This window comes from Streptomyces sp. NBC_00299, assembly GCF_036173045.1.
Lineage (GTDB): Bacteria > Actinomycetota > Actinomycetes > Streptomycetales > Streptomycetaceae > Streptomyces > Streptomyces machairae.
Genome location: NZ_CP108039.1, coordinates 5148364 through 5171892, shown reverse-complemented (window position 1 = coordinate 5171892; position 23529 = coordinate 5148364). Strand labels below are relative to the sequence as shown.

Annotated in this window: 26 protein-coding genes; 11 read left to right on the top strand and 15 right to left on the bottom strand. The window is 69.3% G+C overall.

Annotated elements, in window-relative coordinates:
• Together OHT51_RS22920 and OHT51_RS22915 are read left to right on the top strand one after the other, a co-directional pair.
• The gene (locus OHT51_RS22920; RefSeq protein WP_328880789.1) at positions 1 to 981 is read left to right on the top strand and encodes a TniQ family protein; all 981 of its coding nucleotides are present in this window, start codon (positions 1 to 3) and stop codon (positions 979 to 981) included.
• A 305-nt stretch (positions 982 to 1286) separates the two neighbouring features.
• Positions 1287 to 1940: a M15 family metallopeptidase gene (locus tag OHT51_RS22915; protein WP_328880788.1), complete on the top strand. Its 654-nt coding sequence runs from the start codon at positions 1287 to 1289 to the stop codon at positions 1938 to 1940.
• A gap of 196 nt (positions 1941 to 2136) precedes the next feature.
• Here OHT51_RS22915 and OHT51_RS22910 read toward each other — a convergent pair whose 3' ends face one another.
• Positions 2137 to 2511, bottom strand: a complete 375-nt coding sequence (locus OHT51_RS22910; protein WP_328880787.1) for a VOC family protein — start codon at positions 2509 to 2511, stop codon at positions 2137 to 2139.
• A 130-nt stretch (positions 2512 to 2641) separates the two neighbouring features.
• Here OHT51_RS22910 and OHT51_RS22905 point away from each other — a divergent pair, with 130 nt between their 5' ends.
• On the top strand, positions 2642 to 3502 hold the full coding sequence (locus OHT51_RS22905; RefSeq protein WP_328880786.1) for a GNAT family N-acetyltransferase: 861 nt from the start codon (positions 2642 to 2644) through the stop codon (positions 3500 to 3502).
• Between the two features lie 21 nt (positions 3503 to 3523).
• Here the strand turns inward: OHT51_RS22905 and OHT51_RS22900 are convergent, their stop codons facing one another.
• A complete protein-coding gene (locus tag OHT51_RS22900; RefSeq protein WP_328880785.1) occupies positions 3524 to 3670 on the bottom strand; it encodes a hypothetical protein in 147 nt (48 codons plus the stop codon).
• 153 nt (positions 3671 to 3823) lie between these two features.
• Here OHT51_RS22900 and OHT51_RS22895 point away from each other — a divergent pair, with 153 nt between their 5' ends.
• Together OHT51_RS22895 and OHT51_RS22890 are read left to right on the top strand one after the other, a co-directional pair.
• Positions 3824 to 4759: an NAD-dependent epimerase/dehydratase family protein gene (locus OHT51_RS22895; RefSeq protein ID WP_328880784.1), complete on the top strand. Its 936-nt coding sequence runs from the start codon at positions 3824 to 3826 to the stop codon at positions 4757 to 4759.
• A gap of 125 nt (positions 4760 to 4884) precedes the next feature.
• Positions 4885 to 5775, top strand: coding sequence for an NAD(P)-dependent oxidoreductase (locus OHT51_RS22890; RefSeq protein ID WP_328880783.1), 891 nt, complete (start codon positions 4885 to 4887; stop codon positions 5773 to 5775).
• Here OHT51_RS22890 and OHT51_RS22885 read toward each other — a convergent pair.
• Positions 5729 to 6289, bottom strand: coding sequence for an HAD domain-containing protein (locus OHT51_RS22885; RefSeq protein ID WP_328880782.1), 561 nt, complete (start codon positions 6287 to 6289; stop codon positions 5729 to 5731). The genes OHT51_RS22890 and OHT51_RS22885 overlap by 47 nt on opposite strands.
• 204 nt (positions 6290 to 6493) lie before the next feature.
• On the opposite strand from OHT51_RS22885, the gene OHT51_RS22880 reads away from it, so the two are divergent.
• Positions 6494 to 7333: a nitroreductase/quinone reductase family protein gene (locus OHT51_RS22880; RefSeq protein WP_328880781.1), complete on the top strand. Its 840-nt coding sequence runs from the start codon at positions 6494 to 6496 to the stop codon at positions 7331 to 7333.
• Between the two features lie 61 nt (positions 7334 to 7394).
• On the opposite strand, the gene OHT51_RS22875 is transcribed toward OHT51_RS22880, so the two are convergent.
• The 5 genes from OHT51_RS22875 to OHT51_RS22855 all read right to left on the bottom strand — a co-directional run bounded on the left by OHT51_RS22875 (position 7395) and on the right by OHT51_RS22855 (position 14424).
• Positions 7395 to 9398, bottom strand: a complete 2004-nt coding sequence (locus OHT51_RS22875; RefSeq protein ID WP_328880780.1) for a HelD family protein — start codon at positions 9396 to 9398, stop codon at positions 7395 to 7397.
• Positions 9399 to 9449: 51 nt separating this feature from the next.
• Entirely contained in the window at positions 9450 to 10073 is a 624-nt protein-coding gene (locus OHT51_RS22870; RefSeq protein WP_328880779.1) for a TetR/AcrR family transcriptional regulator, read from the bottom strand.
• A 44-nt stretch (positions 10074 to 10117) separates the two neighbouring features.
• A complete protein-coding gene (locus OHT51_RS22865; protein WP_328880778.1) occupies positions 10118 to 11005 on the bottom strand; it encodes a hypothetical protein in 888 nt (295 codons plus the stop codon).
• 85 nt (positions 11006 to 11090) lie between these two features.
• A complete protein-coding gene (locus OHT51_RS22860; protein WP_443052724.1) occupies positions 11091 to 13247 on the bottom strand; it encodes a phosphotransferase in 2157 nt (718 codons plus the stop codon).
• A 304-nt stretch (positions 13248 to 13551) separates the two neighbouring features.
• On the bottom strand, positions 13552 to 14424 hold the full coding sequence (locus tag OHT51_RS22855; protein WP_328880776.1) for a winged helix-turn-helix domain-containing protein: 873 nt from the start codon (positions 14422 to 14424) through the stop codon (positions 13552 to 13554).
• Positions 14425 to 14597: 173 nt separating this feature from the next.
• Between OHT51_RS22855 and OHT51_RS22850 the strand changes: the two genes are divergently transcribed.
• Positions 14598 to 14780 carry a hypothetical protein gene (locus tag OHT51_RS22850; RefSeq protein WP_328880775.1) on the top strand — a complete coding sequence of 61 codons (183 nt, stop codon included), beginning with the start codon at positions 14598 to 14600 and terminating at the stop codon, positions 14778 to 14780.
• On the opposite strand, the gene OHT51_RS22845 is transcribed toward OHT51_RS22850, so the two are convergent.
• Together OHT51_RS22845 and OHT51_RS22840 are read right to left on the bottom strand one after the other, a co-directional pair.
• The gene (locus OHT51_RS22845; protein ID WP_328880774.1) at positions 14771 to 15490 is read right to left on the bottom strand and encodes an HAD family hydrolase; all 720 of its coding nucleotides are present in this window, start codon (positions 15488 to 15490) and stop codon (positions 14771 to 14773) included. The genes OHT51_RS22850 and OHT51_RS22845 overlap by 10 nt on opposite strands.
• Positions 15491 to 15519: 29 nt before the next feature.
• Positions 15520 to 16398: a winged helix-turn-helix domain-containing protein gene (locus OHT51_RS22840; RefSeq protein ID WP_328880773.1), complete on the bottom strand. Its 879-nt coding sequence runs from the start codon at positions 16396 to 16398 to the stop codon at positions 15520 to 15522.
• Between the two features lie 153 nt (positions 16399 to 16551).
• Between OHT51_RS22840 and OHT51_RS22835 the strand changes: the two genes are divergently transcribed.
• Positions 16552 to 16740 (top strand): hypothetical protein, encoded by a 189-nt coding sequence (locus OHT51_RS22835; protein ID WP_328426642.1) that lies wholly within the window; start codon positions 16552 to 16554, stop codon positions 16738 to 16740.
• 38 nt (positions 16741 to 16778) lie between these two features.
• Here OHT51_RS22835 and OHT51_RS22830 read toward each other — a convergent pair whose 3' ends face one another.
• Positions 16779 to 17693, bottom strand: coding sequence for a winged helix-turn-helix domain-containing protein (locus OHT51_RS22830; protein ID WP_328880772.1), 915 nt, complete (start codon positions 17691 to 17693; stop codon positions 16779 to 16781).
• Between the two features lie 175 nt (positions 17694 to 17868).
• On the opposite strand from OHT51_RS22830, the gene OHT51_RS22825 reads away from it, so the two are divergent.
• Positions 17869 to 18048, top strand: a complete 180-nt coding sequence (locus OHT51_RS22825) for a hypothetical protein (RefSeq protein WP_328880771.1) — start codon at positions 17869 to 17871, stop codon at positions 18046 to 18048.
• Between the two features lie 181 nt (positions 18049 to 18229).
• Here OHT51_RS22825 and OHT51_RS22820 read toward each other — a convergent pair whose 3' ends face one another.
• A complete protein-coding gene (locus OHT51_RS22820; protein WP_328880770.1) occupies positions 18230 to 19495 on the bottom strand; it encodes a GNAT family N-acetyltransferase in 1266 nt (421 codons plus the stop codon).
• 164 nt (positions 19496 to 19659) lie between these two features.
• A complete protein-coding gene (locus OHT51_RS22815; protein WP_328880769.1) occupies positions 19660 to 20271 on the bottom strand; it encodes an RsiG family protein in 612 nt (203 codons plus the stop codon).
• A gap of 159 nt (positions 20272 to 20430) precedes the next feature.
• Here OHT51_RS22815 and dtd point away from each other — a divergent pair, with 159 nt between their 5' ends.
• Positions 20431 to 20856, top strand: a complete 426-nt coding sequence (gene dtd, locus OHT51_RS22810) for a D-aminoacyl-tRNA deacylase (RefSeq protein WP_328880768.1) — start codon at positions 20431 to 20433, stop codon at positions 20854 to 20856.
• A gap of 122 nt (positions 20857 to 20978) precedes the next feature.
• The gene (locus tag OHT51_RS22805; protein WP_328876883.1) at positions 20979 to 21935 is read left to right on the top strand and encodes an IS481 family transposase; all 957 of its coding nucleotides are present in this window, start codon (positions 20979 to 20981) and stop codon (positions 21933 to 21935) included.
• Positions 21936 to 22105: 170 nt separating this feature from the next.
• Here OHT51_RS22805 and ygfZ read toward each other — a convergent pair whose 3' ends face one another.
• Together ygfZ and OHT51_RS22795 are read right to left on the bottom strand one after the other, a co-directional pair.
• On the bottom strand, positions 22106 to 23071 hold the full coding sequence (gene ygfZ / locus OHT51_RS22800; RefSeq protein WP_328880767.1) for a CAF17-like 4Fe-4S cluster assembly/insertion protein YgfZ: 966 nt from the start codon (positions 23069 to 23071) through the stop codon (positions 22106 to 22108).
• 10 nt (positions 23072 to 23081) lie between these two features.
• Positions 23082 to 23525 (bottom strand): Fur family transcriptional regulator, encoded by a 444-nt coding sequence (locus OHT51_RS22795; protein WP_328880766.1) that lies wholly within the window; start codon positions 23523 to 23525, stop codon positions 23082 to 23084.
• Between the last annotated feature and the right edge of the window lie 4 nt (positions 23526 to 23529).

Below are 23529 nucleotides of genomic sequence, written 5' to 3'. Positions count from 1 at the left end.
ATGGAGCCCTGGGAAGCCCCGGTCCGGCTCCTGCCGCTTCCTCTGCCACCAGTCCACGGAGAGGTCTTCGGCTGGTATCTGCACCGCCTCGCAGCCGCCAACCAAGTGACGGCGGGCCAACTGGCGAAAACTCTGACACCGTTCAAAAACGCGCAGGTCGGCCAGCGGACGGACACGCTATGGCGCTGGACTCCGATGGTTCTGCCACGACTGGCCATCATGACGGGTCTTACGCCTGAGACGCTCCGGATGCTGCTACCGGCGATCGCCCGGGTTGAGGCGCGCACCGCAGGTGACGTAGTCCGCTACCGCCGGCGTCTCTACGTCGCCTGCTCACACTGCATGCATCGCCGCGGGATCACCAGGCCCGTTCTCGCCCATCGCCCTGCCGATCTCCAGCTCTGCCGCAGACACGGCATCTGGGTGGACGGCAACCGTCACTACCGCGTCGGCCACCTGCCAGAGCTCGTTACCGCTGAGCACCGACACCGACGGATCGCCCGCCGTTTCCCCAACACCCAGGAGGCAGCGACGAAGGAAGCACAGCACTTGGTCCGCTCCTGGCTCCTGAACAAGAACCAGCCTCATCTGCTCTCACGCTGGAGTGACCGCCTCGCCCAGCTCCCTCCCAAGGAAGCCATCTACGGGAACATCATCAGGCGACGCGTCGACGAGCGGGAGTACATCGCCACCTATCCAGAGTTCGTCACGCTGCTGGGCATGGTGGCCGATCCTGCTTGGCGGGCCCTTCGGGCGCCTCGCCGATGGGCGAACCTCAGCCAGCACCGGCGCACCATCAACGCCGTCTACACAGAGGCCGAGCAGCGGCTGAACGTCCCCACCCTCCGCGGAAAGATCCGTTCCCACGCCTTCTCCAACGACGCCCTCTTTCGCTGGACCGACTCCCTGGGACGCTCACTGATGCTGGTGACGACTCCGGACGACTACGACGCCCTACGGGATGAGTCCCACGTGAACTGAAAGACTCCAGGTCACAGCCCCACCATCCGGCAGAACAAATGGGACCACCCCTTCTGTCCCCGCAATCAGGCCCACTACCGTTCAGATCCAGTGGGCCGCCCTGCTTCGGAACCGTCCCAGCAGAACTGACAAGACCCAGCTCAGAGACACCTCATCGATTCAGATCTCCTGGGAACGGACAGTCGAGTCCGTTTCCACGAAATCTGCGGAGTCCCGCCAAACGGCCGGGGCGGTATGCGCAGTCCCAGTGGTTCTGATCAGCGGATGAGCGAATGCCGTCGAGGTCGGTGCGCAATGATCGGCCCATGACCGAGATCGTCTTGATGTCAGATCCGAAGATCGCAGCCATACCGGTGAAGGACTGCGGCGAACCGCTCCTTGATGTCCGGCGTCACCACCCATTCCCCGTCGACACTCGCGAGCAGGACGATTCCGGTGCCTTTGCGCACCTTCGTGAAGGGGTCCTGAACCGCCTCATTGAGGCGGGGCATCTTCTGCCAGAGGGCATCAGCTTGCTGTTCGTCGAGGGGTATCGGCCACCTGGGCTGCAACGTTTCTACTTCGAGAGGTACGCCGCAGGGCTCCGGAACGATAACCCCAACTGGTCCCCAGAACAGGTCCGTGCTGCTGCAAGCCGATTCGTGTCTCCTCCGGAGATCGCGCCGCACAGCGCTGGTGCTGCTGTTGACCTGACTCTCGTCAATGCCGAGGGCCAGGAACTCGACATGGGAACGCCGGTGGATGCCAGCCCGGAAGTGAGTGAGGGCGCCTGCTACACCGCAGCCCACAACATCGGCCCGGAGGCGCGAGCCAACCGGAAGATCCTCGCTGAGGCCCTTACGGCGGTCGGCCTGGTGAACTACCCGACCGAGTGGTGGCACTGGTCCTACGGCGATCGCTACTGGGCGCTTGCTACCGGCGCCAGTCACGCCGTCTACGGGCCATTGGAACTCGGCTGAGGTTCGAGGGCTGCCACCGCGAGAGTACTTTCGTCCCGTTCTGACGGAGAAGACGCACTGAATCTGCACAGCGGCCTCCATGGGTGTGCGTGGGCAGGCAGGGATGGCACCGGAGACGGTGCACGGAGCGCGATGCTGATGTGCGCGAGGCCCCTGAGGCCACAGGCGGAGAGATCGAGGCTCTCCTGGTCCCCGGTCAGCTTCTGACGATGCAGAAGGGATGCCCGGCCGGATCGGTGAGAACCCGCGCCCTGGCGGCATCGTGAGGCTGGTGATCCGGCTTGCCCGCGCCCAGTTCCAGCAGCCGAGCCTCGGCCTCCTCCAAGTCCTCCTCGACCTTGAAGCAGATGTGAAGCTGCTGGGGGACGGTCTGGTCGGGCCAGCGGGGAGCCCGGTAGCCGTCCACCCGTTGGAAGCCGATGAGGAGTCCGTCCTCACGGTTGAGACCGGCGAAGTCGGCGTCCGACTTCGGGTGGGGTTCGAGGCCGGTGGCCTGCTGATAGAACGCCGCCAGAGCCAGCGGATCAGGGCAGTCGAGTGTTATCGCGCTCAACTTCATCTGCAGGGGCATGACACCTCCGGGGCGACCAGTGGACTTCCGCAATGAAGATCCCAGAATGGCATCTGCCGCACACCGGGCCGCGAGCGCCTCCTGGCCGAAACCCACGGGGCGCACCCGCGGGCATGCGGAATCATGAAGCATGCGACCGGATGGCTGGCACCTCACCGAAGACGTCGACGACTTCCTCGCCCGAGCAGGAGGCTTCCTGCGCTCGCGGCCCGGCCCGCACGTCATGCAGTTGACGTGGGCCGAGAGGGTGCGGACGCGCGGGGCGGACGCCTTCGGCACCGAGGCCCCCGTCTTCGGGATGCTGGAGCAGGCGGGCGAGGTTCGCGCGACCTTCCACCACCTCCCGCCCCGCGGAATGGGCCTCTCCCCGCTCTCGCCCGAGCAGGCCGATTCCCTCGCCGCCCGCCTGGCCGCCGGCGGGCATCCCCTGCCCTCCGTCAACGCCGACCACGGCACCGCCAACGCTTTCGCCGAGGCCTGGCAGCGGCACTCCGGCGTGACGGTGAAGCTCCGCGACACGCGGCTGCGTCTGTACCGCCTCGGCACGCTCACGCCACCGGAGCCGATGCCGACGGGCCGGGCCCGTGTCCTGGGCGAGCAGGACCTGGAACAAGTCATGTTCTGGTGCGGCGAGTTCGCCAAGGCCGTCGGGGAAGTCGTCTCCATCGACGCCGGCTCCTGGGCCGGCACGCGCTTCGCCGACAAGCGCTACACGCTCTGGGAGACCCCGGACGGCACTCCCGTCTCCATCGCGGGCCTGAACCCCTTGATCGGCGGCCAGATCCAGGTAGACATCGTCTACACCCCTGCCGACCTGCGCGGTCACGGCTACGCGGGTGCCGTGACGGCGGCGGTGAGCCGGGCCGCGCTGACCGCGGGCGCGACGGACGTCGTACTGTTCGCGGACCTGTCCAACCCCACGAGCAACGCCCTCTACCAGCGCCTCGGCTACCGCACGCTCACCGATTGGAGCGCGTACGACTTCTCATGACGGGGTGCCGAGCGTGCCTACCTACGGTGACAGCGGCAGCGCAAGCACCGCGAACGCCAGCGCCACCCGCGCGAACCCGTTGCCCAGCACGGAAACGACCCGTGCGCGGGCGAGCCGGACAAACTGCGGGTCGCGCCACAGCGGCCCCCGGGTAGAAGTCACCGTCACGGCCCGGCACCCCTACGGCGGCCGACGCCGACGCCCGTCCTGAACCGGCCACGGAGGTGAACACCGGCTCCGGTCGACCTTCGTGTCACAGAACGGGCGGCCGGCTCGTCCAAGGTTTCGTAGACGTATTCCGGAATCGGGACGGTGAGTGTCATGCGGGTGTTCGTGGCAGGTGGGACCGGGGTCATCGGGCGGCGGCTGGTGCCGCTGCTCGTGGAGCGGGGGCATCAGGTGACGGCCACGACGACGAGCGCGGCCAAGCTGGGTCTGCTGAAGGAGATGGGCGCGGACGGCGTCGTGATGGACGGGCTCGATGCCGTGTCGGTCGGCGAGGCGGTGGCTGCGGCGCGGCCGGACGTGATCGTGCACCAGATGACGGCGATCTCCATGCCGCACTCCGGCAAGCCGGACATCAAGCACTTCGACCGATGGTTCGCCGCCACCAACCGGCTGCGCACCGAGGGAACCGACCACCTGCTGGCCGCCGCCGAGGCGACCGGCGTCCCCCACTTCGTCGCGCAGAGCGCCGCCATCTGGAACGGCATCCGCGAGGGCGGCTGGGTGAAGACCGAGGAGGACCCGCTGCCCGTGGAGACGGGCAGGCTGCACGCGCTCGCGGAGGGCATCCGCCACATCCAGGACGTCGTCCTCAAGGCCGACGGGACGGTCCTGCGCTACGGCGGGTTCTACGGTCCGGGCGCCACCGACGACCAGGTCGAACTCGTACGCAAGCGGCAGTTCCCGCTGGTCGGGGGCGGCACCGGCTACTGCTCCTGGGTGCATCTCGACGACGCGGCGAGCGCCACCGTACTGGCCGTGGAGCAGCGGGCGCGGGGCGTGTTCAACATCGTCGACGACGAACCGGCCCCGGCCAGTGAATGGCTGCCGTATCTGGCCGCCTGCGCGGGTGCGAAGCCTCCGCTGCGGGTGCCGAAGTGGCTGGCGCGGCTGCTGGCCGGCGAGGTGGCGGTGCTGATGATGACGGAGGGGCGCGGGTTCTCCAACGCCAAGGCCAGGCGGGAGCTCGGCTGGGAGCCGCGCCATCCCTCGTGGCGCCAGGGGTTCCGGGAGGAGCTGGCGCGGTCGTAGCCGCAGGCGCCGATACGCACTTTTTTGTACGTACTTGGCAGCGCTCCACAGCCGTCCGACCCTGGAGGCAGGTGATCGACTTCCCCGTTCCTCTTCCTCAAGGGAGCTCCATCGTGGATACGTCCATGCCCGCATCGTCCGCCGTCACCGTGCTCGGTCTGGGGCCGATGGGACGGGCCCTGGCCGGCGCCTTCCTGGCCGGCGGTCTGCGGACCACCGTGTGGAACCGCACGCCGGGCAGGGACGCGGAGCTGCTCGGGCGTGGGGCGACCGGAGGGCTGTCGGCGGCGGAGGCGGTCGGCGCGAGTGAGCTGGTCGTCGTCTGCGTGGTGAACTACGACGCCGCCGACGCCGTCCTGCGGCAGGACGCCGTGACCGGCGCCCTCAAGGGCCGCACGGTCGTCAACCTGACCGCCGACACCCCGGCCCGCGCCCGGGACACGGCCGCATGGGCGGCCGCGCACGGTATCCGCTACCTGGATGGCGCGATCATGACGCCGACCACGACCATCGGGACGCCCGACGCGGTGTTCCTGCACAGCGGCCCCGAGGACCTCTACCGCGAGCACCAGCCCCTCCTGGACGTGCTCGGCGGCACCCACACCCACCTGGGCGAGGACATCGGCCGGGCCGCCGCCTACGACGTCGCCCTGCTCGACATCTTCTGGACGGCCATGTCCGGCTACGCGCACGCCCTGGCCGTGGCCCGGGCCGAGGGCATCACCGCGCGGGAGCTGGCCCCCTTCGCACGGGGCATCGGCGACATCCTCCCGCCGTCGTTCGAGGAGCTCGCGGGCGACGTAGACGACGGCATCTACTCCGGCGAACTCAATCCGATCACGTCCGCCGTCTCCTCCATGGCCCACATCGTCGAGGCCTCCGAGTCCCACGGCATCGACGCGGGCGTCATGCGCGCGGCCGAGGGCCAGGCCCGCCGGGTCGTCGGGCTCGGGCACGGCACGGACGGCTTCATCCGGGTCGCCGAGCTGCTGGGGCGCCGCTCCCAGGCGGGATGACCCACCTCTCCAGTACGTCGAAGTCCCGTTCGGTGAGCCCGTAGCGGTGGTCGACGCGGTGGAGGAGGGCGGGCGCGCGATGGTGGGCGGCCACCCAGGCCCGGTCGGTGTCGGTGATCTCGTCGTCGACCCAGAGGAACGGGCGGCCGGCGGCCCAGGACACCAGGGGCCGCGTCTTCCAGTGCAGGCCACGGGGCCGGCCGAGCTCGCAACCGGGGCCGGCGTCGGAGCCGGGCTCGTCGTCCTCGTCCGGCCAGTCCATCACCGGCAGCGGGGGCAGGCCCAGCCACGGGGCGATGGCGGTGTTCGCGTCGTCCAGCCAGGTCGTGGCCCACACCAGCTCGCAGCCGAGGACGGCGAGCCGCGTCAGACGTGCGCCGAGTGCCGGGTCGATCCGGGCGCGGAGGGGGTGCTCGGCGCTCTGCGGCAGGACGCGGACCGGCTCGTACTGCTGGTACGGCCGGTCCGCCCCGAAGGGGATCAGCGTTCCGTCGACGTCCAGGAAGAGAAGCATCAGAAAAAGGATCTACCCAGGCCGGGGTGGAGCGCTACTGTCTGCTGTATGACTGCCGGGTCGGCCTTGTGCCGTGATCGAGTTGGGTGTTGCCCGGCCTCTGAGTGAGGCTGCGGCAGCGGGCCAGGAGCCCGCCTCTTTCTCTTCGCCTTCCATCCGTACGAAATCCAGCGACGGAAATCCAGCGACAGAGAAAGAGAGAGAATGCCCAACGACTTCAATCAGCAGGTCATCGACGAGTTCCGCGCCAACAAGGGCCGCGTCGGCGGCTACTTCGAGGGCGCCCGACTGATCCTCCTCACCACCACCGGCGCCCGCACCGGCCGCCCGCACACCACCCCCGTCGGCTACCTCCCCGACGGCGCCGACCGCGTCCTGGTCATCGCCTCCGCCGGCGGTGCCCCCAGCCACCCCGCGTGGTTCCACAATCTCCTCGCGAACCCTCAAGTCACCGTCGAGAGCGGCGCGTTCACCTACGAGGCGCAGGCGGTCGTACTCGACGGCGAGGAGCGTCACGAGGCCTTCGCGCGGGCCGTGGAGGCGGATCCGGGGTGGGCGGAGTACCAGGAGAAGACGCGGCGGGTGATCCCCGTGGTCGCCCTGTACGAGATCGCCCAGGACGGCCCCCCGAACATCAACGCCTCCTCCATGGGCGAGGCCATCAAGGTCGTCCATGACGCCTTCCGACGCGAACTCGCCCTGATCCGCGAAGAGATGGCCAAGGGCGGCGCCACCCTGGGCGCCCAGCTCCGCGTGAACTGCCTGACCTTCTGCGCCGGCCTGCACAACCACCACACCGGCGAGGACGTGGCCCTGTTCCCGTTCCTGGCCGACCGGCACCCCGAGTTCGCCCCCACCCTGGCCCGCCTCGGGGAGGAGCACGACCGCATCGCCGCCCTCGTCGAGGACCTGCGCCACGCCGTGACCGCCGACCACCCGGACCCGGCCACCGCCCGCGGCGAGGTGGAGCGCCTGACGGCCGAGCTGGAGGCGCATCTGACGTACGAGGAGGAGCAGTTGCTCCCGATCCTGGACGCCGCGTAAGGCTGCGCGGGAGGCCGTCCGCGCGTAAGCGCCCTCAGAGACCTCAGGGCGCTCAGGGCTCTCAGAACGGCAACGGCCTCCCGTGCACCACCTCCAGCCCCGCCACCGCCCGCGTCACCACCACATACAGCCGCTGCAGCCCCCGCTCCTCCGCCGCCACGATCGCCGCCGGCTCCACCGCGACGACATGGTCGTACTCCAGCCCCTTCACCACACTCGCCGGTACGACGGTCACCCGCGCGCCCAGCTCGTCCGCACCCCCCGCCTCGATTCCGGCCGCCCCCAGCGCCTCCCGCACCCGGCCGGCGTCCGCGTCGGCCGCGACGACCCCGACGGACCCCTCCCGGCCCAGCGCATCACGCACGGCCCCCACGACCGCCCCGAGCAGGTCGCCGCCGGCCCCTCGGAACCGCAGTTCCCCGTCTCCCCGCAGCGAGCGGGCCGCCGGCACCTCCACGTCCAGCCGCTCCAGCAGCCGGTTGGCCAGCGCCAGCACCGCCCCGGGCACCCGGAACCCCGTCGTGAGCGGGACGACCACCGCGTCCGGTTTCCCCAGCTGCTCCAGCACGCTCTCCCACGACCGCGCCGCCCACGGCGTCGTCCCCTGTGCCAGATCCCCGAGCACGGTCACCGACCCGAAGACCGCCCGCCGCGCGATCGCCCGGCACTCCATCGGCGACAGATCCTGAGCCTCGTCGACGACGACATGGCCGTACCCCTTCGGATGCTCGACGAGCCCCGCCACCTCGTCCAGGAGCACCAGATCGGCGGCCGACCAGCGGGCCGACTTCCACGACCGCGGCGGCTTCGCCCACAGCAGCGCCTTCTGCTCGTCGGCGTCCAGCAGCCCGTCGGCGGCTTCCCTCAACCCTCCTGGTTCGCCGAGCAGTTGAGCCACGACCTCCTCGGGCCGCACCCGCGGCCATACGGCGTCGACGTACGCGCCGACCGCCCGCGCCCGCGAGATCCGCTGCACCCAGGCGTTGCTCCGCGGCCCGGCCCGCCGCTCGGCCTGCTCCTGGATGCGCCGCACCACCCGGGTACGCACCCGCTCCCGCCCGACGCCGTACGGCGGCTCCTCGGCCCGCACCCCCGCGACGATCCGCAGCAACTCGTCCTCCGGAACCCGCCACCGGTACGAACCGTCGGTCAGCACGAGAGGTGCGACGCGGGTCGGTCCGCCCACGCGCGCGTACAGGGCCCGCCGCAGCACCTCCGCCATCCGGACGTCGTGCTTGAGCCCGGCGGCCCTGTCGTCGTCCACACCGGTGACGGGATGCCGGGCGATCTCGTCCCGCAGCGTGGACTGCCGTACGCCGCTCTCGCCGAGGGCGGGCAGCACCTCGGCGATGTACGACAGGAAGGTCGGGTTGGGCCCGAGGATCAGCAGGCCGCCGCGCCGGATGCGCTGCGGGTGGGTGTAGAGCAGGTACGCGGCGCGGTGCAGGCCGACAGCGGTCTTGCCGGTGCCGGGGGCGCCCTGCACACACAGGGAGACGGCGAGGTCGCCTCGTACGAGATCGTCCTGCTCGGGCTGGATGGTGGCCGCGATGTCCCGCATGGGCCCGACGCGGGGCCGTTCGATCTCCTGGGCGACGATGTCGCTGACGCGCGACTCACCCCGGTCGAGGTGCTCGTCCTCCAGGCCGGTGAGGTCGGCGGAGTCGCCGCGGCTCCCGGGTGCCCAGCCGAACCGTCGCCGTACGCTGACGCCCTGCGGGTCGCGCGCGCCGGCCTGGTAGAAGGCGCGGGACACGGGAGCCCGCCAGTCGACGACGAGGGGCGGGGCGGCGACGCCCTCGCTGATCCGCATCCGCCCGATGTGCAGCGCCTGCCGGTCGGCGTCCAACCGCCCGAAGAACAAGGGCCCTTCGGGCAGCTCCCGCATCGCATTCGCCCGGCTGCGCAGCCGGTACCCGAGCACCTCGGCGTCGGCACCGGAGGCGGAGACGTCCTCGGCGGTGACGACGTGCTCCTGGGCGCCGTCGACCATGGCGGCGAGGGCGGTTCGGCAGCGGTCGTGGTGGGCGCGTTCGCGGGCGAGCTCGTGATGCAGTGACGTCATTCCGAGAAGCGTACCGAAATAACGTAACCGAGTTAAATTTTTTACCGAGACTCAGTTGTGGCCACGGCGAACCGCGGCAGGCAACCCCGCCTCCAACAGCCCGAACGCCCGCTCGGCCGCCGCCACCGCATCCCCCCGCACATCGGCCGCCCGCTCCCCTGCCGCGATCCGCCGCCAGTTCTCCTGCGCGAGGATCCGCTGCACGGCCACGATCTGCCCGGCGGCCAGCCGTCCGTCCAGCCCCCCACCGAGCGCCTCGGCGAGCGCGGCCTCCGAACGCTCCAGATACCCGTACAGGCCGGCGGCCAGCGCGGGTGTCCCGTACAGCAGCGACTGATACGCGAGCACGTCGGGATGGTCGTTGAGCCCGGTGATGGGATCACACCGCTCCAGCCCGTCGAGAAAGTGCCGCCGCAACGCCTCGACGGGCGAGGCGCTCCCCTGCCGCACAATCCCCGCGGCCTCGCCCTCATGATCGGCGAACCGGTACAGGACGAGGTCCTCCTTCGCCGGGAAGTACCGGAACAACGTCGGCTTGGAGATCTCCGCGGCAGCGGCCACCTCGGCCACGGAGACGGCGTCGAAGCCCTTCTCGAGGAAGAGGCGGATGGCGGTGTCGGAGACGGTTTGATACATCCGCTGCTTCTTGCGCTCACGCAGGCCGGTCTCGCTCATGCGGTGAGCCTACGCGCGGCCGAAGCGACGGTGCGGCCGTGCCCTCAGGCAGCCGCCCGCTGCGGCCAGTCCGGCCTCTTCGCCAGGGACCAGAGGTCATCGAAGTGCTTGATCCACGTGGCAACGGCAGCCCCGGCGGCAGCCGTGCCCTCCCGTGACCACACGTTGAGGTCGGTCCTGTACCCCTTGGGATCGTAGAACTCCGGTCCCATCTCGTGCAGACGCATCCGCGCCGACACGTCGTACAGGCCGTGCAGCACCTGGCTCCGGTTGAAGATGCAGATCTTGTCGCGCGGTATGCCGGGATAGCAGCGGTACTCGCATCGAACGGTCAGCCTGCCCGTGGCGGTGAGCCGTCCGGCGAGGTCCGCCAGGATGTCGTCGTACTCCTGACAGCGTCGGATCATGCGCAGCCGGAAGGCCGGGTCGTCCACCGGACGGGCGTCCTCACCGACCTTCGAGGGCACGGTCATCGGCTGTCCGAAGTCCGGTACCAGCATGCGCACCGACACGATCCGGGTGGGCCCCGGATTGTCGAAGAGGCCCTCCAAGCGGTGGTACAGCTCGTTGTAGAGGGTTTCGCCGGTGTAGCCCAGGAAGCTGATCTCGACCCGTCGAGCCTGGAAGGCCTCGCTGACGAAGCCTCCCAGCTGGCTCGAGTTCACCAGCGCCCGCGACGGCACCCGTATCGATGAGGACAGCTCCCGGACCGCGTCGTACAGCACGTAGCCGACCAGGCTGAGCAGGGCACCACCGAGGTACGCCTTGCCCTGAAGAGCGTCACCGACCGGCTTGACGAACTGTGCGGTCAGTCCGGTGACGAAGATCCCGATCAGCAGAATGCGGGTCACCGCCGGCTCGAAGCGCTCCTGAAACCGCTTCAGCCGCTGCCCCACTCCGTCGTCGGCCGATCCGTTCCCCCGCTCGGGCATCACTGAGTCACCTCCGCAGCCGCGATGCCCGACGGGACGTCATATGCCCGTGGACGAACCGCCTTTGGGTGAAGCAATGGTGCCCCTACGCCAGGGCACGGGCAAGATACGGGTTCGCCGTCGGGCGGACGGGCAGGCCGAGAAAGGCGGTGGCCGCAGCCAGGGTCATCGGGTACGAGTCCACTGCACGGCGTACGTTGGGGGCGTCCAGGCTCGCGCCGGTGACGAGGCGGTCGAGGTCCACATAGGCGGAACGAACGGTCTCGATGCCCCGGTAGACCGGCCAGTCACGCCGCCAGTTCGTGGTGCATTCCCCCGGCAGCCCACGCTCCCAGCGCCGGAACATACGCTCCCGGATCTCCGCCCTGGTCGGGGTCAGGTGCATGTGCCGGACCAAGTCGTAGAGGGGGTCACCGACCACCGCCATCTCCCAGTCGATGATGGTCACCGCGAGGCGGTCGTCGCGGCGCACGAGATTCCACGGGTTCAGATCACCGTGCAGCAGGGCCGGCTCCCGGTGGCCCACCTCGTAGCGGGCCAGGTTCACTCGCAGCCGGTCAGCATCGGGAAGTCCGAGGAGCCGAGCCAGCTGCTGCGACTCCTTCGGCAACTCCCTTACCCACAGCACCAGTTGGTCCCTCAGCCACTGAAAGAAGCCCCCTCCGCCGGCAGCCGGGTCGACCTGCTTGTAGTCCACCAGTGTCAGGGCGCAGAGCTGGTCGACCAGCCCGTCCGCCTCGTGCGGGAGCAGCCCGTGGACGGGGTGGCTGGGAGGAAGGTCGCGCGACCCCACGTAGGTGTGGATGGCGAAGGGATCGCTCGGATAGCTCTCGCCCAGCGCGAGGGCCTTCGGCGCCGCCACGTCCACGGCCGCCTCTTCGATCGCGCGAAGCACTGCGTGCTCGCTGAGGTAGCTGGGCTCCCGACGGCAGACGCCGGGCAGCCTGCGCCGCACGACCACCGGGAAGTCGATTCCGGGCACCGAGACGACCGAGTTGAGGTGTGCCGTCCCCTTGAACACCCGGCCCGCCGGGGCGGCCCCCTCCACCAGCAGGGCCTTGCGCACGGCTGAGGCCGGAAAATCGGGCCGCTCCACCAGCCGCCGGTCGGGCTTCCAGGTGAAGGCCTTCCTCACCCAGGCCCGGCCGTTGATTCCGCCGTGGCTGCGCGATGCCAGCCATCGGAAGAGGGCGCGTTCGATCTCAGGCCCGCTCGGCACGTTCCCCAGCCGGAGCGGTTCCGCCGCCGCCTCCACCGCTCGGAGCACTTCCGCCGTGGCCTCATCAAGTCGCTTCTGAGTGAAGGGTTCCTCCAGCGACCGCGCGGCGCGCATGACGTCGGGATAGACGGACTGTGCCCGCTCGAAGGCCAGGTAGCGAGGCAGATCCTTGCCCAGCCCGTTGACGGCCGCGGGACGGATCTCCAGCATTGCCGCGGCCCAGGCGTCGATCACCTCGGCCCATTGGTGGGACGGATACCTCATGCGCACCAGGTGTGTTGCCAGGTCGTGCAAGGGGTCGCCGTAGGTCGCCAGCTCCCAGTCCACGCAGATGAGGGGTGGAGCACCGTCGTAGGACACGATCAGGTTGTCCCGGTGCAGGTCCGCGTGCAGCAGACTGTACGGCCGCCGGGCCATCGCGGGCACTCGCTCGGCGAACCGGATCAGCGCGTCCTCAGGGATGCCGAGGGCAGCGAACAGCCCACCGAAGGCCAGCCAGTTGGGCTGCCGGATCTGCCGGTCGGCAAGGCGCGCCAGCGTCTGAAGGAACCCCTGGCTGTCGGTGTCGTTGCGCGGCCAGGCCGTCGGCAGCGGGGGCAGTGCACCCCGGCGCACCTGGGCCATCTGGGCAAGCAGGCCGGCCAGCGCCTTGACGAGCAGGGTGTCGACGGGTTTGCCGTCCCCACAGACACTGGAGAGCGGTACACCGTCCACATAGCTGTGGATCGAGAAGCCGTCACGTTTGATGAGGCACTGCGGCGCGTGAGGCAGGACTCCCCTGATGGCGTCGAGGATCTGCGCCTCATCGTTCCAGGTTCGGATCACGACGGGCAGCGCATCGGCGCGCCGGACCCGTACGGTCACCGACGTACCGGCATCGAGACCCACCAGCCATGCCACGGAACCCGTGAGTGGGAGCACGAAATTCCGATTGTGATGTCCGCTGCTCGCCTGGCCCAGCTTCTCGGCTTGCCCCACGAAGTCTCTGATGACGTCGTCGGGCGTGGCGCGCGCCCCGTGCACAGCAGGACGGGGAGGGACTGGTGCGCGCACTGGCCGCTCCGGTTGGTGACGAGGACGATATGCCAAACGAAAGCACGTGGTGTTCTGCCTCGCACGACATACTCGGGCCCCGGAGGCCACCAGGAGGGGTTCGCCACTCTCTTGCACGAAGTCTTTGCGAGGCCGCTCGAGGTTGGCTGTTCGCCATCACATACGCACGAACGGGCACCGTTGCTCAATCGGTGCGGGCATGCTACAGCACCCCGCTGGAGCGATTTTCGGGGGCCCACGGGCAACCCGAGTGACCCAACCGCACCACTCGGAACTACTCGGACAGCAGGTTCCAGACCGAGTCGAACCACTTCTGCATGCTCTCCACGAAGACGCTCCCCGAGGAGTTCGGTTCGTCGTCCTTCACGTGGTGTGTGAGCGTGGCACCGAGGCCCAGCACGTCGAGCGCGGTGATCTCCTCGCCGGGTTCCAGTTCGATCTTCCGCTCGATCACCTCGTACGGCCCGTGCAGGGCCTCGGCGCCGTTGAAGAGGTAGAGCTTGAAGGCCGGAGTCAGTGGTGCCCGCCGGATCTCCACGTCGACCGACGGTACCCAGCCCTCGGTCTTGAGGGCTCCCAGCGACTCCCGCAGCGACTCCGTGTGCCGCTCCGTGATGTCGTGAAGCCGCTCCCGCAACCGCGGGTCCCCCTTGTCGTCCTTGACGCGGGGATAGGGCAGGGACTGCGTCTCGGCGGGCAGGAGCATGCGCAGGGTGACGCGTCCAGGGCTGATGGAGCGGCCGCGGATGCGGTCGGCCTGTTGCTGGATGCGCCAGTACAGGGACTCCGACGTCAACGTATAGACGTCCAGGGTCACTTCGGGCTGCTCGAAGGCCTCGCTGATGAGGGATTCGAGGGTGATGCCGCGGCGCGAGCGGGTGGCCTTGGGGGTCGGCGAGTGTATCCGCTGGGTCTTGATCACCCGGGACCCGCTGCCCTGCCGTGATTCGATCCAGCCCTCGTCGACCAGTTCCCGCAGGGCCCGTTGGACGGTGTCCCGGGAGACGCCGAACTCCTCCGCCAGGTCACGCTGGGACGGCAGATAGGAGCCCGGCTGGTAGGGCCCGTCGGTCATACGGGCACGCAACTCGTCGGCGACCCGCTGGAACTCCCGGCCGCCGCCGTCACTGGTCTGCTGCGCATCCACACCTCGACCGTACCGCTTGCAGTCCACCCCCAAACCCGAACCCAGTCAACCCGCCTGCCGCACAGGCCGATTGGTTAAGGGATCAGTCAGACCGGGCAGACCGTCCGCAAGCAAACCAGTCCAATTGGACGGATAGTTGGAGTGTTGCGGGAAAGTGGAAGGGAGGTGGGGGAATGCTTCTGCTTCAAGTCTCCAGGGGACTCTTCGAGCTGGCCCTGGGCATGCAGGCGCAGACGAAGCTCGGCGGCGTCGGTGTACTGCTCCTGCTGGCGGTGGGGGTGGGCATACGGGCACGGCGCGCAGGCCTGGCCGTCGGGGCCGCCATGGTGTTCACGCTGCTGATGATTCAGGCCTGAGCCCGGACCAGTGGCAGGACCGACTTCAGCTCGGCCACAACCGTCTTGGCCCCGGCCTCCCGCAGCAGCTTCTCCTTGTGCGGATTACGCGCGTAGCCGAGGAACGCCACGCCGGCACTGTTCGCGGCGGCGAGGTCCGAGGGCGTGTCGCCGATCATCAGAGCGGACGAGCGTGCCGCCCCCATGGCGCTCAGGGCCCGGTTGAGGCAGTGCGGGTCCGGCTTGAGGTGATGCAGGTCCTGGGTGCGGCCGTAGATGTGCGGGCTGAAGCAGGAGAGCAGGCCACGGCCGTTGAGATAGGTGCGGACCACGCGGGGGGAGTTGTTGGTGGTGATGGCCAACCGGGATCCGACGGCCGTCCAGGTGCGTATCAGCGGGTCCGCGTACGCCGTGGGCATCGCGGAGGAGGTCGCCCGCAGTTCCTCCTGGGTGAGACGTTCCTCCAGCTCCGCAACCAGGTCGCTGCCGGGGTGCCGGCGGTCGACGGCGCGCAGGACGACGTGGGGGTCCAGCAACTCCCGCTCGGCGGCCGTCAGTAGCCCGTGCAACCCCCGCCCCTCAAGCCACTCCACCAGCTCGGCCGCCACCCGCTCCGCCGAATGCCCCGCGAACAGCCGGCAGATCGGGCCGTCGAAGTCCCACAGCACGACGCGGGCGCGCCGGATCAGTTCGCGGAGTCGTTCCGTGTCGTTCTCGGTCTCTGCTGTCACCTGTTCAGTCTGCTTCGTATCTGAAGTCACTAGGAGAGTGTCAGGTCAGTAGTGATGGTTTCCCAGAGGGCGTCGAACCACTTCTGGGATTCCTCCACGAACGCGGCGTCGCGCTGACCGGCCTGCTTGAGGAAGGAGAAGAGGAGGGACTGGGAGCCGAGGGCGTCGTACATGTCGAGGGTGCGGCTCTCGTACTCCTCCTGGCGTTCGGTGAGGACGTAGTAGCCGATCAGGGCCTCGTCGCTGTTGAGGAGGTAGAGCTTCACCGGGGGCGTGAACGGCAGGGCGCGGAAGGTGACATGGACGTCGATGCCGTGGGTGGAGCGGATGGCCTGGAGGTTGTGGCGGAGCACCTGGGCCTGGGCGTTGCGCATCGCCAGCCAGCGCTTGTGGACCGGGTCGTCGTCCCCCCGCCCCTCCACCAGGACCGGAAAGGCGAGATGGATGTCCCGGGACGGCAGCAGGACCCGGACGTCGATCGACTCGGGGCGGATCGAACCCTCGTGGATCAGCCGGAGGGGTTCGCCGAGGGCCAGCATCAGGGTTTCCGAGGTGTGGCATACGACGTCCACGCGGACGTGCGGTGCGGCGAAGGCCTCCGTCAGACGGGGGGCCAGGCTGACCATCGTCGGCTGGGGGGCGCCCCGGGTGGGGGCCGGCAGGGCGATGCGCGGCGGGCTGCCCTTGCTGACGTTGGTGAGGAGGCCGTCCTCCTGCAGTGCGCGCAGGGCCTGGCGTACGGTGCCTCGCTCCACGCCGAACTCCTCGGCCAGCTCGGCCTGGGTGGGCAGACGGTCGCCCGCCTTGAGCTCTCCGACGCGGATCCGTTCCCGCAGGATGTCGGCGATCTCCTGCGGCGAGAGTCTCCTGCTGCCGTTCACTGCCACGTTCTCCTGAGTCACGACCAAACGCTACAACTCTCACCCATCTATGGGCAGTTGTTTGTAGCTTGTTTCAAAGTAGGGGCCAAGTGGGGACAACTTAGTTGGAGTTGGCGCCAAGTTGGTTGAGTTGGCGGAAGTAATCCTTCCATCCCCAGAAGCCCGAAGGGGGAAACACCGATGCCCGTCCTCGCACTCCTCTCCGCCGTGTTCGTCGTCGGCGTCGAGCAGACCCTCCAGTGGAAGTACGGTGCCACCGGCATCATCGGCCTGCTGCTGCTCACCATAGGCATCAAGGCCAAGAGCCCGACCGTCAGTTCGATAGGGGCCGTCGTCCTCGCGATCCTGCTCTCGGGTCCCGCCCTATGACCACGACAAACACCCAGTTCAAACACTGTGGGGGATGATCAGCTCGTGAGCTGCAGCTCCGAACTGATCGTCTCCCACAGCGCGTTGAACCACACATGCGACTGCTCCACGAACGTCGTGTCCCGCAGCGCGGCCCCCTGCTCGAAGGCGAACAGCGTCGACTGGATGCCCGGAGCGTCGTACATCTCCAGGTGGTGCTGGCCGATCTCCACCTCGCTGCGCGCCAGCGTGTAGTAGGCGAAGAGCGCCTCCGTGCCGTTGAGGAGGTAGAGCTTCACCGGCGGCGTGAACGGCAGCGCGCGGAAGGTGACCCGCACATCGATGCCGTGCGTGGCGCGCAGCGCCAGCAGATTGTGCCGGAGCACCTGACCCTGGGCGTTGCGCTGGGCGAGCCAGCGCCGGCGCAGCTGTACGTCGTCGTCGGCCGAGCCGTGGACCGGGGTCGGGAACGCGAGCGAGATGTCGCGGCTCGGCAGCATGACGCGGACGTCGACCTTGGCCGGTTTCAGCTGTCCCGCGTGGATCTGGCGGAGCGGTTCGCCCATGGCGAGCGTGAGGGAGACCGAGGTGAGGCACAGCGCGTCGATCTCGACGTGCGGGGCGGCGAAGGCGGCCGCTATCCGCGGGGCGAGGGCCACCATGGTCGGCTGCGGTGCGGCTCCGGGGCCGGTCAGCGCCCTGCCGAGGGCGGGGGCGACGGTCGCCGGGGCCCCTTTGGACACGTTGGTCAGCAGATGCTCCGACTGCAGGACGCGCAGCGCCTGCCGTACGGCTCCGCGCTCGACGCCGAACTCGTCCGCCAGCTTGGCCTGGGTGGGCATGCGCTGGCCGGGCTGCAGTGCGCCCGAGGTGATGCGGGCGCGCAGCTCATCGGCCACGTCCCGATGTGACTTCTGTGGCCGCTGTGAACTCTTCCGCCCATTGGCGGAGGCGTGTTTCGGCTCCACGACCAAACACTACAACTTCCCGCCATCTTTGGGCAGTTCCGGGGAAGGTGGTTATGAGACGCTCCCAAGCGGTCATAAGTACAGTGAAGTTGGTCGCCAACTTATGCAACATGGTCACACTTCAGGAGGGTTGGCCACCAGAGTCGGTTCTGTCGACCATCGTCCCCGAGAGGAGACCGGCATGCCGCTCATCTACCTCGCCGTAGCCGCGCTCGTCATTGGATTCGAGCAACTCATCCAGTGGAAGTACGGGCCGATGGGCATCGTTGCCTTTCTCGCCCTGACCATCGGTATCAAGGCCAGGAACACCATGATCGGCGGCATCGGCGCGGTGATCCTCGTCATGTTGCTCGCCCACTAGGCCTTCCCACGAAGGCCCGGCGACCAGGTTCGGCCGTCCGGGCTCCCTTCCGGAGGGGAGCCGGGAGCCCGGTCGGTCAGCACAGCCACAACTTCACATCGACAACCGAATACCGACAGCACAGCCACAACTGAACAGCTCGCTACGGATCAGCAGACCTGTCACCGGCCGAGAGGAGGCCTCAGAAGACGTCCGGACACCAAGGTCGCCTGGACGTACGCAGCAGGGCGTCGGCCACCAGGGCGGCGCCCGCTCGTTCTTCCCGGACCCGCCCCAGCGCGGTGAGCCGTACGGCGGACTCGTCACCGAGCCAGAGGCTGCCCAAGTCGGCCACGTCGAGGGTGAGTTCGGGCGCGGTCGTGGTCGGCGTACAGGAGGATCCGCCGGCCGACGCCTCCAGCAGGTAACGTCCGCCGGTCAGGCCGGCCCCGTCCACGACCTCCAGCACCAGCGACCCCTGCCCCTGGTAGGTCCGCGCCTCCAGCGCCCGTACGACGTCCAGGATCCGCACCCACAACCAGTCCGCCAGCGTCGTGACCCGGGCGGCCCGCGGATCGGGGAAGTAGTGGGGCAGCAGGTCGTCGGGGGCCCGCCAGCCACTCTTGACCGTCGTGATCCAGTCGATCGAGCACAGGTAGCGCCACAGGGCGCGCTCCGCGTCCGGGGTGGCCGCGACGAGCCAGTTCACGGTCGCCGTGTTGAGCGGCTGCTTGCCGTCGCCCCAGTGGTCGTCCGCCTTGTACGACGCCAGTCCCTGGACCTCGCCGCCCGCCGAGCGGTACACGGCGAAGAAGGGTTCGGTCCACGGGGACCTGTCCAGGCGCAGCACCCCGGTGCTGACCTGCCACCAGCGCTCGTCCCGGTCGACGGCGCCCGGCTGGGCGCGTCGCACCCGCTCGTACAGCTCCGGGCCGATCTTGCGTACGTCCGCGCCGTCCACGATGTCGATACGGCCGCCGTCGTCCGGGCCGGCCCACCTCGGGTCGAGGCCGGTGCGGGGGACGTCGATGGTCCACTGGGCCGTGGACGTGGCGGGGCCGAAGCCGTAGCGGCCGTAGATCGGGTACTCGGCGGCGATCAGGGTGGCGACGACGTCACCGCGGTCCTTCGCGGCGGCCAGGTCGCGGGCCATCATGCGGGTGAGCAGGCCGCGGCGGCGGTGGGTGGGGCTGACGGTGACGTTCGAGATGGCGTCCGCGGGGACGGGGGCGCCGCCGACTGCGGTGATCTCCTGGGCGAAGGAGCGGAAGGTCGCCACGCAGCGGCCCGTGTCGAAGGCGCCGAGGGTGCGGGACGGGACGATGTACGACGCGCGGTCGGCGACCTCTGCCTCGGAGACGTCGGGGCTGCGCAGGAAGCCGGTGTTCAGGGCCCGGGTCCAGTCGGGGATGTCGGCCTCGGTGATCGGGCGGACGTCGATGTCGGTGGGAGGTTCGGGACGGCTCATGGGGTCACGGTAGGTGGGCGGGCGTGGCGTGTCGCCGGGTTTTTACTCGCCCTCAAACTCCCCCAGAGAGGGCACCCCCGGACCGTCCGAAAAGGCAACAGCCCCCTCCCTGTGGGTGGGGGCTGCCTCAAGCGCCGTTCCGCGGACCGCTTCGAACCGGCGTGCTACGTCAACAGGTCGTCCACCTGCGCCTCACCGTCCCGGTACCGCCGCGCGATCTCCGCGCTGCAGTCGTCGGCCGTCCGCTGCAGGCGTTGACGGCGCCGGGACACCTGCTGCTCGTAGCGGACGAGGCGTCCCATCGCGGTGTTCAGTTCGGCGTCCGTGCGGGCCTCCAGGTCCGACAGTTCCACCTCGGCCAGCATCTCGGTCGCCAGCAGCCGGTACTCCTCGCTGTGCGGGGTGCCCAGTGTCACGTGGCGGGCCGAGGAGCGGTGGCGGGCCGGGGCGTCGGTCAGGATCTCCGGGAGACGGTCGACGACGGACGCCGCGCCCGCCGGCGAGCGCCGTGCCACCTCCGCCCGCAGGATGTCGATCCGCCCCTGCAGCAGCCGTCGTAGATAGCTCAGATCCGCCTCGTCGCGCTGCGCGTCCCGGCGCAGGGTGCGCAGCTCGGGCAGGCTGAGTGCGGTCAGGTCGTGCTCGGGCGGTTCCACGGGCAGCCGCGGGCCCGGATCCTCGGCGGTGCGCTGCGTGGGCGGCCGCAGGCCGTCCAGCTGGGCCGCGTGGCTCAACACGACAGCCCCAGGAGGCTGCCCTGAACTCGGTGTGCTCATATGCCTCTACCGTCCCCTCGACCGGCGTGTGGAAGCATGGTGCCATCCCAACTGGCCGCAATGTGACCGAGTGCCCCCGAACGGGCCCAGATGGGGGGTTAAGGATCAAAAAAGAAACCCCCAAAGAGGCCACTGCTCCGCACCCGGCATGATGTCCGCATGCGAGCTGTGGTGCAGAGGGTGGACGGCGCGAGTGTCGTCGTGGACGACGAGACGGTCGGGGAGATCGACGGCGAGGGGCTGTGCGTGCTCGTCGGCGTCACACACGAGGACACCAAGGAGAAGGCGGCCCAACTCGCCCGCAAACTCTGGTCGATCCGCATGCTGCACGACGAGAAGTCGTGCAGCGACATCGACGCCCCGCTCCTCGTCATCAGCCAGTTCACCCTGTACGGCGACGCGCGCAAGGGACGCCGACCCACCTGGAACGCCGCCGCCCCGGGCGATGTCGCCGAGCCGCTCGTCGACGAGGTCGTCGCCCAACTCCGCGCCCTGGGCGCGACGGTGGCTACGGGCCGGTTCGGGGCCAAGATGCGGGTGGGCTTGACGAACGACGGCCCGTTCACCGTGCTCCTGGAGATCTAGGCCCCAGGCCCTGAGCCCTAGGTGTATTGATCACGAGCGTTGTTGACGCGGCCGGTCTTGATCGTGGCGAAGGCCCCCGTGTGTGGTGGAGGTGTCGAAATCTTCACCGCACGGAGGCCTTCGTGTCCCACCGTAATGCCCGGCTGACCGTTCATGGCAGGCGACTGCTCGTCGAACGCGTCCGTTCCGGCCGTCCCGTCGCGCACGTCGCCGCGGAGATGGGCATCTCCCGTCCCACAGCCCACAAGTGGATCCGGCGCTGGCGGTCCGAGGGCGAGAGCGGACTCACCGACCGTTCCAGCCGTCCCCGCAGGACACCGCACCGGACCGCAGTCGCCATCGAGGCGCATGTCTGCAGGCTGCGACAGGACCGCAAGCTGGGCCCGGCACGTATCGGACCGATCCTGGGCCTGCCCGCCTCCACCGTGCACCGCATCCTCACCCGGCACGGCCTGAACCGCCTGGCCTTCCTGGACCGACCCACCGGCCGGCCCATCCGCCGCTATGAACGCGACCGGCCCGGCGAACTGGTCCACGTCGACGTCAAGAAGCTCGGCCGCATCCCCGACGGCGGCGGCCACAAAGTCCTGGGCCGACAGGCCGGCCGAGCCCGGCGCAGCAGCGTGGGCTTCGACTACGTCCACTCCGCCGTCGACGACCACAGTCGCCTCGCCTACAGCGAGATCCACCCGGACGAGAAGGCCGCCACCTGCGCCGCCTTCCTCCGCCGGGCCGCTGCCTTCTTCGCCACTTGCGGCATCGACCGCATCGAGCGGGTCCTGACCGACAACGCCTGGCCCTACCGCAAGAGCTTCGCCTGGCGCCAGGCCCTGGCCGACCTCGGCGCGACCGGCAAGCTCACCCGCATCTACCGGCCGCAGACCAACGGCAAAGTCGAACGCTTCAATCGCACCCTGCTCGACGAATGGGCCTACCTGCGGCCCTACACCACCAACCAAGAGCGGACCGAAGCCCTCACAGACTTTCTTCACACCTATAACCACCACCGCTGCCACACCGCACTCGGCGGACAGCCACCCATCAGCCGTGTGAACAACGCTTCAGGTCAATACACCTAGGGCCTGTTGCGAAAGTGGCCTCTGCCGCGCGACGCCCGGCACGCGCTCTCACCGCACCGCCCGAAAACCCGAGTACGCCCAGTACGAGGGCTTTCGGGCGGCACGCCGAGAGCACGCACCGGACGCCGCGCGGCCGCCCTTCGGGCGACGAGGCCATTTCGCAACAGACCCTAGGGCTCGACCACCGTCTCCTGCGCCGCGGCCGTCGTGTCCGCCATCAGCGGTGCGTCCACCGGCACGTTGCGCTTGATCAGCGCGAGCGCGACCGGGCCGAGCTCGTGGTGCCGTACGGACGTCGTGATGAAGCCGATCTTGCGGCCGTCGGGGCCCTCGTCGGCGAGCCGGATCTCGGTGCCGGGCGTCGGCAGGTGGACCTCGCTGCCGTCGAGGTGCAGGAAGACCAGCCGGCGCGGCGGCTTGCCGAGGTTCTGGACGCGGGCGACGGTCTCCTGGCCGCGGTAGCAGCCCTTCTGGAGGTGCACCGCGCCGGCGATCCAGCCCAGCTCGTGCGGGATGGTGCGGTGGTCGGTCTCGAAGCCGAGGCGCGGGCGGTGGTGCTCGACGCGCAGCGCCTCGTAGGCGAGGATTCCGGCCGGCGGGCCGGCCTTCTGCGCGTACGACTCCAGGTCGGCGCGCGGGAGGAACAGGTCGCGGCCGTGCGCCGTCTCGCGTACGACGCCGCCCTCGGGTACCTCGGCGATCGACCCGGCGGGCAGGTACACAACCGCGAACTCGGCGGTCCGGTCGGCGACTTCGACCTGGTAGAAGAACTTCATCGACTCCAGGTACGCGATCAGCGCGTCCTGGGTGCCGGGCTCGACATGGGCCCAGACCGTCGTGCCGTCGTCGACCAGGTACAGCGCGTGCTCGATGTGGCCGTGCGCGGAGAGGATCAGCGCCTCGGTGGCCTCGCCCACCGGGAGGTCGCTGACGTGCTGCGTGAGCAGCAGATGCAGCCAGCTCAGCCGGTCCTGGCCGGTGACCGCGATCACTCCGCGGTGCGAGAGGTCGACGAAACCGGTGCCGTCGGCGAGGGCACGCTGCTCGCGGAACAGGTCGCCGTAGTGGGCGGCGACGCCTTCGTCCACGCCCTCGGCGGGCACGGCACCGGGCAGGGTCAGCAAAGGGCTCTTCATATGCACAAGCCTACGACTCGGTAGTTGAATTCTTGAGCTTGCGGGCGCAGTCCTCACAGCGGCCGAAGATCGCGAAGTGCTTCATGTCCGTGTCGAACCCGAAGGTCTCACGCAGCTTCGCAGTGAAATCCGCGGCCACCGACACATCGGCCTCGATCACGTTCGTGCAGTCGCGGCAGACCAGGTGGAGGTGATGGTGCCGGTCCGCCAGGTGGTACGTCGGCGCGCCGTGCCCGAGGTGGGCGTGGCTGACCAGCCCGAGCTCCTCCAGGAGCTCCAGGGTCCGGTACACGGTGGAAATGTTGACCCCCGACGCCGTCTTCCTCACTTCCACGAGGATGTCGTCGGGGGTCGCATGCTCAAGGGTGTCCACGGCTTCCAGGACAAGCTGACGCTGAGGCGTCAGCCGGTAGCCGCGCTGCCTGAGGTCGCTCTTCCAGTCGGTGCTCACCACACCC